The organism is Chrysiogenia bacterium, assembly GCA_020434085.1.
In the GTDB taxonomy this organism is placed as follows: Bacteria; JAGRBM01; JAGRBM01; order JAGRBM01; family JAGRBM01; genus JAGRBM01.
Genome location: JAGRBM010000583.1, coordinates 1 through 10427 on the forward strand (window position 1 = coordinate 1; position 10427 = coordinate 10427).

At 62.6% G+C, this 10427-nt stretch carries 9 protein-coding genes; 6 read left to right on the forward strand and 3 right to left on the reverse strand.

The genetic code is table 11. The features are described from left to right. A partial coding sequence (locus KDH09_19110; protein ID MCB0221815.1) for a dual specificity protein phosphatase family protein occupies nucleotides 1–497 on the reverse strand: 497 nt, incomplete at its 3' end. 415 nt (nucleotides 498–912) lie between these two features. Between KDH09_19110 and KDH09_19115 the strand changes: the two genes are divergently transcribed. From KDH09_19115 to pcnB, 6 genes are all read left to right on the forward strand, one after another. Continuing rightward, nucleotides 913–1890 (forward strand): DUF2236 domain-containing protein, encoded by a 978-nt coding sequence (locus KDH09_19115; GenBank protein MCB0221816.1) that lies wholly within the window; start codon nucleotides 913–915, stop codon nucleotides 1888–1890. Nucleotides 1891–1892: 2 nt separating this feature from the next. Next, nucleotides 1893–2888: a DUF2236 domain-containing protein gene (locus KDH09_19120; GenBank protein ID MCB0221817.1), complete on the forward strand. Its 996-nt coding sequence runs from the start codon at nucleotides 1893–1895 to the stop codon at nucleotides 2886–2888. A gap of 29 nt (nucleotides 2889–2917) precedes the next feature. Beyond that, nucleotides 2918–3928: a DUF2236 domain-containing protein gene (locus tag KDH09_19125; GenBank protein ID MCB0221818.1), complete on the forward strand. Its 1011-nt coding sequence runs from the start codon at nucleotides 2918–2920 to the stop codon at nucleotides 3926–3928. Nucleotides 3929–4022: 94 nt separating this feature from the next. Beyond that, a complete protein-coding gene (locus KDH09_19130; protein ID MCB0221819.1) occupies nucleotides 4023–5369 on the forward strand; it encodes a M20/M25/M40 family metallo-hydrolase in 1347 nt (448 codons plus the stop codon). An 87-nt stretch (nucleotides 5370–5456) separates the two neighbouring features. Continuing rightward, nucleotides 5457–6245: a 4,5-DOPA dioxygenase extradiol gene (ygiD, locus tag KDH09_19135; protein MCB0221820.1), complete on the forward strand. Its 789-nt coding sequence runs from the start codon at nucleotides 5457–5459 to the stop codon at nucleotides 6243–6245. A gap of 302 nt (nucleotides 6246–6547) precedes the next feature. Beyond that, on the forward strand, nucleotides 6548–7897 hold the full coding sequence (gene pcnB, locus KDH09_19140) for a polynucleotide adenylyltransferase PcnB (protein ID MCB0221821.1): 1350 nt from the start codon (nucleotides 6548–6550) through the stop codon (nucleotides 7895–7897). 17 nt (nucleotides 7898–7914) lie between these two features. Here the strand turns inward: pcnB and KDH09_19145 are convergent, their stop codons facing one another. Both KDH09_19145 and KDH09_19150 read right to left on the reverse strand, forming a co-directional pair. Further along, a complete protein-coding gene (locus tag KDH09_19145) occupies nucleotides 7915–9495 on the reverse strand; it encodes a hypothetical protein (GenBank protein ID MCB0221822.1) in 1581 nt (526 codons plus the stop codon). A gap of 152 nt (nucleotides 9496–9647) precedes the next feature. Beyond that, nucleotides 9648–10427, reverse strand: a 780-nt coding sequence (locus KDH09_19150) for a hypothetical protein (protein MCB0221823.1), incomplete at its 5' end; no start/stop codon positions are given.

Below are 10427 nucleotides of genomic sequence, written 5' to 3' on the forward strand. Positions count from 1 at the left end.
AGATGCTCGGCCCAGAGCCGCTGGAGGAAGTGGCGCTGCGCCTCCGACTGGGGACCGCGCCCGTGCGGGGCGAGCGCATCGATCGCATCGTTGGCGCTGAGCTCTTCGCGGGCCATGAGCAGTGCGGCCAGCACGACGCCCGTGCGCCCGATCCCGGCCATGCAGTGATAAACGACGGGTTTGCCGTCATCGAGAAGCGTTTCGGTCAGCTCCACGATCTCCTCCATCTGGGAGACGCTGGGAACCGAAAAATCTTCCATGGGGACATGGATGAGATCGAATCGCTCGCGCCAGGGAGCCGGCAGCAGGTAGGGACGCTCGCGAAGATTGACGATGGCGCGCACGCCCTCACCGTCGAGAATCTTGAGGTCGTCTTCAAGGGAATTCCAGGAACCGGGCTGACAGGCACCGGCAAGCTGCCCGGGTCGCAGCCAGGAGAAGTGGAGGTTCTTAACCCTCTCGATCCTTCCCGCGTCCGTGAACTTCTTTGCACCCACCTGAGACGATCCCCCGCATGAAACGTACAAAAGTTGAAAATCTGAGGGGCCTTGCACCGCACGCGGATAAACCTGCGCTGGTGCCCGATACATAAAAAAGGAGAACGCTGCCGCCGCCAGAATCCGGCGCAGTGTTCCCCTTACAACCCAAAGTTGGCCCGGCGAACGCCCCCCAGCAATTAGACCGGGCCAAACACTGGGGGGCAGTTTAACGCTGCCCAGAGCCCCCCGGCAAGAGGAAAACGCAGCGATACAAAACGCCCGATTTGACGCACTCTACGGCCCCAAACCGCCCAAAACACGGTTTTAAAGTGATTGACTGAGTCGTCAGTCATGGGCATAATTTGAGGTGGCTGGATGCTGCGTTGCGGCACCGGCACACCCTCCCAAGAGGACAAGGAGTACTTGTCACACCATGAGCGTCACCCACGCCGATCTCGAAGCCCATCTGGAAAAAATCATCTCTGACTGCAAGGACCCGGCAGCCGGACTCTACGGCCCCGATTCCAAGATCTGGCAGGTCAACAAGGAAGCCATCATCTTCCTGGGCGCCGGGCGCGCCGCGCTGCTGCAGACGGCCCACCCCTTCGTCGCCCACGGCGTCGACCAGCACTCGCAGACCAAGACCAATCCCGCGGGTCGCTTCCAGCGCACCTTCGCCAATGTCTTCGCCATGGTCTTCGGCGACCTGGATTCGGCGCTGACCTCGGCCAAGCGCGTGCACCGCATCCACGACATGATCACCGGCAAGATCACCGAGCGCGTGGGCGCCTTCGATGAAGGCAGCGCCTACGAAGCCAACGACGAGGACGCCCTTTTCTGGGTGCATGCCACGCTCTGGGATACCTCGGTCCTGATCTACGAACTGCTCTTCCGCGATCTCAGCGACCTGGAAAAAGAGACCTACTACCAGGAGACCAAGAAGTTCGCCTACCTCTTCGGCGTGCCCGACGAGCGCATGCCGAAAAGCTGGACCGACTTCATGGCCTACAACGAGCGCATGTGGGAGTCCGATACCCTTGCGGTCGGAGCGCCCGCGGCCGAGCTGCGCAAGTTCCTGCTCTCGCCGGCCGCGCCCTGGCAGAAGCCGATCATGGACTGGTACAAGATCATGACCGCCGGCCTGCTGCCCCCGCGCATCCGGCACCTCTATCGCTTCGAATACGGGCGGCTTGAAAAGCGCATCTTCGATCTCTCCATCCAGGCCATGCGCCTTGGCATTCGCATCGTGCCCGGACAGCTTCGCTACTTCCCGGCCTACAAGGACGCCAAACTCCGCCTCAAGGGAATCGAGGGGCGCGACCGGATCGGCGCGCTGATGGACAAGGCCGTGATCGTCGGCATGAAGAAGGCCAAGGCGGCCGCGCAGAAGAACGCAACGGAGGCGGCATAGTCATGGAGCACTGGCAGGAGACACTCGCCACCGCGCAGGGCCGCAACATGGTCGACCGCGACCGGCTCGAAGCGGCACTCGAGAAAGTCCGCAGCAAGGTCAAGGACCCCAGCGTCGGGCTCTTCGGCCCGGGCTCGATTGCCTGGCGACTCTACCGCGAGCAGGTGATGGGCGTGGGCGGCGGCCGCGCGCTGCTTCTCCAGACCGCACATCCCTTTGTCTCCCATGCCGTGCAGCAGCACTCGGCCTACCAGACCGATCCCCACGGGCGCGGCGAGCGCACGTTCAAGGCGCTCTTTGCCTGGCTCTTCGGCGACATGGAAAAGGCCTTCGCCGCCGCGCGGCGGACCTGGGGCGTGCACGAGCGCATTGTGGGCGACATCGCCAACCGCGCGGGCCCCTACGATCAGGGCGAGCACTACGCCGCCAACGAGCAGCACGCCCTCTTCTGGGTTCACTCGACCCTGTGGGATACGCCCTGGCGTCTCTATGAGATGCTCTTTCGTCCGCTTTCGCGCGACGAGCGAAACCAGTTCTACGAAGAGACCAAGCTCTTTGCCTACATGTTCGGCATCGAGGACGACTACATCCCGCCGACCTTCGATGATTTCTGCGCCTACAACGAGAAGATGTTCAACACCGACATCCTGAGCGTCGATGAAGCAAGCATGGACGTGGCGCGCTACGTGCTCGCCGCGCCCAACAAGGCGAGCGTGCCCATCGTCGAGTGGTACAAGATCATGACCGCCGGCCTGCTGCCCGAGCGCGTGGCCCACGGCTACCAGTTCAAGTGGGGCCGCTTTGAGGAGCGCGTCTTCGAGGCCTCCATCAAGGCGCTGCGCGCGGGCACGCCGCTCATCCCCGGCCTGCTGCGCTACTCGCCCATCTACCGGCGGGCCGCCCACCGCGTGGGAGGCACGAGGCCCGGGCGCATCGAGAAACGCATCAACCGCGTTTACCAGCAGATGGAAAACTCCATGGCAAAGGCCGTGGCATAGTTCCCCGGAGCGAGAAGCCCATGCGAGCAATGCCGAGCGCGACAACGCCGTGGCTTGAGCCGCTGGCGGTCGTCAATGAGCAAAACATCGTTGATCGCGATCGCTTTGAAACCGCGCTCGAGAAGATCCGCACGCGCGTGAAGAAGCCCGAGCAGGGCCTGTTCGGTCCGGACTCCATGATGTGGCGGGTCTTCGGCGATCAGGCGGGTTCCATCGGCGCGCTGCGCGCGGTGCTCCTCCAGACGGCGCATCCCTTCATTGCCCACGCGGTCCAGCAGAAGTCGGCCTACCAGACCGACCCCTACGGGCGCGGAAAGCGCACCATCCGCGCGGTCAATCACTGGATCTTCGGCGACATGGAGATGGCCCTCAACGCCGCGCGCATCGTCTGGAGCGTGCACACCCGCATCACCGGCGAGATTGCCAACGACGTGGGCCCCTACGAGAAGGGCGATGCTTACGCCGCCAACGAGCAGCACGCCCTCTTCTGGGTGCACGCCACCACGCTCGAGGGCCCGCTCCACGTTTATGAATCCATCTACGGGAAGCTCAGCCGCGCCGAGCGCGAGCGCTTTAATGACGAGAGCAAGCTCTTCGCCCTGCTCTTCGGCATCGACGAGGCCCTGATCCCGCCCACCTTCGCCGATTTCCAGCAGTACATGCAGACCATGTTCGATTCAGAGGTCGTCACCCCCGATGCGGCAAGCCGCGACATCGCAAAATATCTGCTGGCCCCCAAAGGGAAAAACGACGGCGCCGCCATGGCGTGGGCGAAGATCATGACGGCCGGCCTGATGCCGCCGCGCATCCGCGCGGGCTACGCCTTCCCCTGGGGCTGGCGCCAGGCCGCAATCTACAACGCCAGCCTCAAGGCGATGGCACTCACCGTCCCCCGCCTTCCCGCCGAGCTGCGCGGCACCCGCCCCTACCGCCGCAGCATGCACGAGGCGCTCGGCACCAGGCCCGGCCGCCTCGAAAAGCGACTCAACCGGGCGATCGATAGGGGGATCGGTGGCGGGAAGAAGCGGGCTGCGGCTTAGCACTCAAAGCGAGCACACAAGAAAGCGGCGACCCGAAGGGCCGCCCGTTTTCTTTGAATTGCCGCCTCCCCCCTCCCGTGATATTTCCCCTGCCATGAGCATCAACCTGGACTGGAACAAGGTAAACGCCGAGGCGATCGGCATCTTCAAGGACCTGCTGCGCATCGAGACGGTCAATCCGCCGGGCAATGAGCTGCCGGCGGCGCTGTTTTTGGCGAAGCTCTTCGACAAGGAAGGCATCGCCTACGACATGGTGGAGAGCGAGCCCACGCGCGCGTCCATCGTCGCGCGGGTGAGGGGCAACGGGAAGAAGGATCCGCTGCTTCTCAACGGCCACCTGGACGTGGTGCCCGTCGATCGCGAGCACTGGACCCACGATCCCTTCGCCGCCGTCGAGGACGAAGGCTGCATCTGGGGCCGCGGCGCGATCGACATGAAGAACATGGTCGCCATGTCGGTGATGACCCTGATTCTTCTCAAGCGCCTCGAAATCCCGCTCGAGCGCGACGTGATCTTCGCCGGCGTCGCCGACGAGGAAGCGGGCTCGCGGCTGGGATCGCTGTTCCTTGTAAACGAGCACCCCGAACTCGTAACCGCCGAGTTCGTGCTCAATGAAGTCGGCGGGCATACCCTGTATATGGGCGACACGCGCTTCTATCCGATCCAGGTCTCCGAGAAGGGAATCTGCTGGTTCGAGCTCACCGCCGAGGGAGAGCCCGGCCACGGCAGCATGCCGCACCCCAACAACCCGGTGCTGCGCCTGGCGCGCGCCATCGAGGACCTTGGCAAGACGCGCATGCCCCAGCACAACACGCAGGTCGTCCAGAACTTCATCAAGACGCTCGCCAAGTCGGCGCCCTTCCCCCTGAGCCGCATCCTGCCGCTGCTGCTGCAACCGGCGGTGGCCTCGCGCCTCCTTGATGTGATGGAGAAAGTGGACCTCGACCAGAGCATCGGTCTCAACGCCATGCTCCGCAACACCGCCAGCCCCACGGGACTCAAGGGCAGCGAGAAGATCAACGTCATTCCCTCGAAGGCCAGCGTCCAGGTCGACGGCCGCGTCGTGCCCGGCCAGAGCGTGGAGAAGTTCATCGAGGAGATCCAGCGCGTCGTGGGCCACGACATGAAGCTCACCATCCTCGACCACCACGAGGGCACGAAATTCGACACGAACACGCCCCTCTACGACGCCATCTGCGGCACACTCAAGCAACACGACCCCGAGGGGGTGCCCGTGCCCTACATGATCCCCGGCTTCACCGACTCCTTCGCCTACGCGCGGCTGGGGGCCACCTGCTACGGCTTCTCACCGGTCAAGCTGGACAAGGGCCTCAACTTCACGCGGATGTACCACGGCCACAACGAGCGCATCCCCGTGAACGGCTTTACCTGGGGAACCCGCGTGCTCTTTGATCTGGTGAAGGAATTCTGTCAGGCGTAGGGAATCCATCAGTCCGCGACGAACATCTCATTTTTCATAGAGGAGTGAGCGCGTGGCCATCCCGCAACAGAATCTGGAGCCCCGGTCATGAGCGGCCCGCGCATGCCCGCGCTCTTCGTCGGCCATGGCTCACCACTCCACGCCATTGAGAAGGACCACTGGAGCGAGGGCTTCGCTTCCCTGGCCAAACTCGTTCCAAGGCCCTCGGCAATTTTAAGTATTTCTGCGCACTGGTTCATCGGCGGCACTTACTTGACTGGCGAGGCCCGACCGCAGACCATCCACGACTTCTCGGGTTTTCCGCAGGCCCTCTATGAGATCGAGTATCCGGCAGCGGGGTGTCCCGCACTTGCCGCCCGCGCCTGCGATCTGATCGGAGAAGATCGCGCCGCACTGAACACGCAGTGGGGCCTCGACCACGGCACCTGGAGCATCCTGCGATGGATGTTCCCGCAGGCGGATGTACCCGTTGTACAACTGAGTATCGACCGCAACCTGAGCGCCCGTGAACATTTGGCCCTTGGCAGCTCGCTCGCACCACTTCGCGAGGAGGGTGTGCTGATTTTGGGGAGCGGTAACATCACCCACAACCTGCCTGATGCGTTCGGCCGGATGCGGGCAAAGAACGAAGACACACCTTCCTGGGCTCGTCAGTTCGACAATGCAGTTACCGACGCCGTTAGCGGGCGTGACGATCCAGTGCTGGCCTCACTGTGGCCCGATACTGAAAACGGGCGCCTTGCGCACCCGACCCCAGATCACTTCTTCCCCCTGCTCTACGTCTATGGCGCGACGGATGAGCGTGACACGGCGAGCTTCCCGATCACCGGGTTCGACCTCGGCTCGCTCTCCATGCGCTCTGTTCTTTTTTCCTGAAAATGAGTTCCGCAGTAAAACCGCCGCGCGGCGGGGATACCCGAGACCCCGCCGCCTCGGAAATCCCCGCTCGAGCAGCCAATCCCGGGAGGGGAGTAGGGTGGGGCTGGGGAGCCAGTTCCACCCGGGGGCGACTGCCGCGCGGCTTGTGTCCAGTATGACAGAACACCCAAAATTTTGCCAGTGGTTGACCGGCGGATATTTCCGATGTACTTGAAATTGCACGGGTTCTGGGCGGTCGCGGGAATTCTCCCGAGCCCCCCGCATTGACCCATAGCACCAGACGGCAGGTTCGCATCTTCATGGAAGCCAAGCACCCTGCTCCGCTCGTGATTCCACGGGCCGAGCACCCCATCTCGCGTCAGAAAGTCTCGCCCGACGCGCTCAAGGTGCTCTATCGGCTCTATCGCAACGGTTACAAGGCCTACCTCGTGGGCGGCAGCGTGCGCGACCTGCTGCTGAAGCGTGAGCCCAAGGACTTCGACATCGCCACCGATGCGCACCCGCGCGAGGTCAATCAGCTCTTCAAGAACTCGCGGGTGATCGGCCGGCGCTTCAAGGTCGTTCACGTTCACTTCGGAAAAGACCGCATCGTGGAGGTCTCTACCTTCCGCAGCCAACCCGAGGACGTTGCGCCCGACGCCAACAAGGAAGAGGAAGCCGCGGAGGCCGCCGCCGAAGAGGAAACCGAAGAAGAGGACGACGGCCCCAGGCGCCGCCGCATCAACGAGAACACCTTCGGCACCGAGCAGGAGGACGCGCTTCGCCGCGACCTGACCATCAACGGCCTGTTCTACGACATCGGGACCTTTTCGATCATCGACTACGTGGGCGGCCTGCGCGACCTGCACCAGGGCGTCATCCGTATCATCGGCGATCCCAAGGAGCGTCTTGAGGAAGACCCCGTGCGCATCATCCGCGCCATCCGGCATGCCGCACGTACCGATTTCACCATCGAGCCGGCGACCGCGAAGGCCATCCGCGACGCCCATCAACTGCTTCCCACCTGCGCGCCCGCGCGTGTGTTCGAGGAATTCCTGCGCGAGCTGCGCGGCGGCTACGCCTACGAATCATTCCGCCGCATGTGCGAGATGGAAGTGCTGAAAACGCTCTACCCCCAGCTCGCCGCGCATCTTGGCAAGGCTCCGCGCAAGGATCCCGAGCCCGGCTCGCCGTGGTTCCTGCTTGAGAGCGTCGATCGCCTGCGCGCCGAGCGCGGCCCCGTTCCAGATTCCATTTTGCTGGGAGTCATTCTGGCCTCCATGCTCAGGAGCCCCATCGATGCCGCCTGCGAGACCGAGGCGACCAAGGCCGAGGTGAGCCAGCGCATCGAGAAGCTGCGCCGCAGCGCCGACGCCGTGCTCACCGACATGGGCATTCCCCGCAAGATCGCCGGCGCCGTGGTGGGGCACCTGGTGGGTCTCTCGCGCGTGCGCCGGGCCCTGATGATGCAGAACCTGGGGCCATCGGTGCGCGGCAAGAGCTACTTCGCCGACGCCTACGCCACCTACGAAATCGACGCCATCGCCCGCGGCGAAATGCCCGTCGATCCCGAGCACCTCACGCTGGTTGCCAATCAAAGAGCCAACCGCCGCAAGAGCAGCAAACGCGGCCCGCGCAGGCGCAAGAAGAAGGCGGCGAAGGCGCAGTAGTGCGCCTGCTCTGTTTTCTAGAGCTCTTGAATCAGCCGCTCGGAGAAGCCCGAGAGCTTGAGCAGTTTCATGGCGCACTCATGGAGCGGGCCCTCGGTCGGCGACCACACTGAGTGTTCGTTGAACCGACCGTCGATCAATGCGTCGAGCGACCAGATTGAGCCATCCGTCCCTTCATCACTCATCGCCTTCCAGACCTCGGGACGGGCAAAGCAACTGCGAATCGATTCAAACTCCGATTCGCTCAGATATATCTCCACGCGGCGGCACAATTCGCCGTAGTAATAGCCGCCCATCCCGCTCATTCGTTTCACCGTCAAGGCCCTGCGGCTGCCAGAACGCTCGGCTCGTACCACCACTGGCCCGGAAAAAGTGGGGATAATCTCCACCCGGTAGGCCTCGTCTGCCTGGAGCAGCTCCAGCGGTGGCTCTCCCAGATAGGGATTGTGGCCTGTCACCCATTGTTCAAGGGTGGGGGCCTCCAGCGAAAGGGCTCGCCATTGCTGGTCATCTCTTGTCCACTCCGCCATCTGCACATCACCTAGAGCCGTGAGAAAGGCGCGGGATGCGCTTTCCAGCGCTGGAAGCTCTCTAGTGTTGTAGGCCTCTTCAACCGCGAGATAGTACTGCCGCGTCTCCGCGTTACTGAGATCGATGTCCGAATCGTAGAGACGGCAGCGGTAGTGCTGATAGGGCTCCAGCTCGCGCCGGCCATATTCAAATGCACCGTCGGGTGTGTCCTTCACTGGAGTTCCACTGGACCGAACAACATCTTCTGTGCTCTTGAGCTCCAACCCAGCCAGCTCATAAGCGGCGTATCCCTGCCAGAACCAGCGGTTCTTGTGTTCTTCGAACACGAAGACGTGTTGGCGTCCCACTCCGTCGATCATCTCATAAGCAACTTGGTTTGGTTGCAGCTGGAACGGGGCGACTTGTGACTGTAGCGGTTGCGGGTGCTCGGCAAAGAGATTCTGATCTGCAAGACCATTCAGGTAGTCAATGAGATTCTCGAACGCTACGTATCTGCTTTCGCGCGTTTTCAGATTCCCCACAAGCACGGGGCAAAGGATTGAGAGATCGTGAAAACCTGCCTCATGCGGCCCGAAATAGTCCGCCTTGCGCGGGGTTCTCAACCTTGCTCCGTCCAGTGATTTGATCAGCCCCTGAAGTTGGATGAGATCCTCAGGCGGATCCTCAAACACCTCAACAAACCGCAAGCACTTCAGCCTTGGCAACGCTTCCAGAGCCCTGCGCTCGGCCTCACGCGCCTCCGGTGAGTTTTCCCGAGCTGCTGTGTTATAGGCGCGCGTGTAGAAGCCGATCGCGTCACGTACGTTCGTATCTTCCAGGCTGGCACCCCATTTGAGAAGCTCAGCGGCACCAAGATCCGCCGCGTCCACGCCGTAGTCCCTACCAATGACCGTTTCGTCCAGCCGCTTGCGTTCCACGCCATCGGCCCCTCCCGATGCCTCTGAATCAGCCGGGATGACTACGGCATTGTCCATCCACGAACGCGCATCGGCGGCCCCGGCCTCATGGTGAACGGCTCCCTCTCTAGCGGCGCAGGTCGAAACCAGAACCGCTAGTACCACACTCATTAATGTTGCTGCTTTTCGCATACGCCTCGCGCGAAGTCGGTTGGGATAGCAGAAGTATACCACCCCACATCGCCCCTGCCCCACCAGCCCCCAAACAAAAAAAGCGGCGCGTCCCTCAGGGAACGCGCCGTTTTTGATTTCAGGCTTCTTAACTACTCGTCGTCGCCTTCTTCGTGATCTCCCTCGGGCAGGGATTCAGGCGCAAACGCGGTGCCGCCCACCACCTCGCCAAACTTCGCCGAGGCGGCAAAGGCATTCTTCATGGCGTTTTCGATGTTGTCGCAGGGGTTGCCGCCGTTGGCGATGATAAGGCTGTCGTCCATCTCGAAATTCAGATCCGCGTCCTCGAGGCACTGGGTGATATCCAGCGCGCTGAACCAGTCGTCGGTTTCGAGGTTGAGCCGGATGCTCTTGGTCGCTTCGTCCACCGTAAACGGAGCGCCCATGAAGGGGACGTTACTGTTGAAGGTCAGCGAGGTGCTGAAGGCGTGGGTGCCGGTGCAAACGGTGAAACCGCCGGCACAGGTGAGCGTGCCTTCGAGGTAGAGCGTCACCCCGTCGAGCGGCCCGCCCTCCATGACGACGCCCATCTCCGGATCGCCCGGAATGGTCTTCATGTTCACCTGGTCGAATCCCACCAGCGGAATTGTGAGGTCATTGAGTGAGGGGACCGAATCACCGGTGGTCAGGTCGATCATCAGCGGCCCGACCGCCAGAACATGATTGCCGCTGCAGGCCACGGGGCTGATGAACTCAAAATCGTCGAAGTCGCCGCACTTGAGACCGTCGGCAAAAAAGAGTTTCATGTCATCGAGGGAAAGAAGCGCCATCTCGATCTCGAAGGTCGAGCCCTGGGCGTCCTGCGTCTCAAGTGGATCAAAAGCCACTCCACGGGCAAGCGAGGCCGCAGCAACCGCCGGGGCATTCGCCGC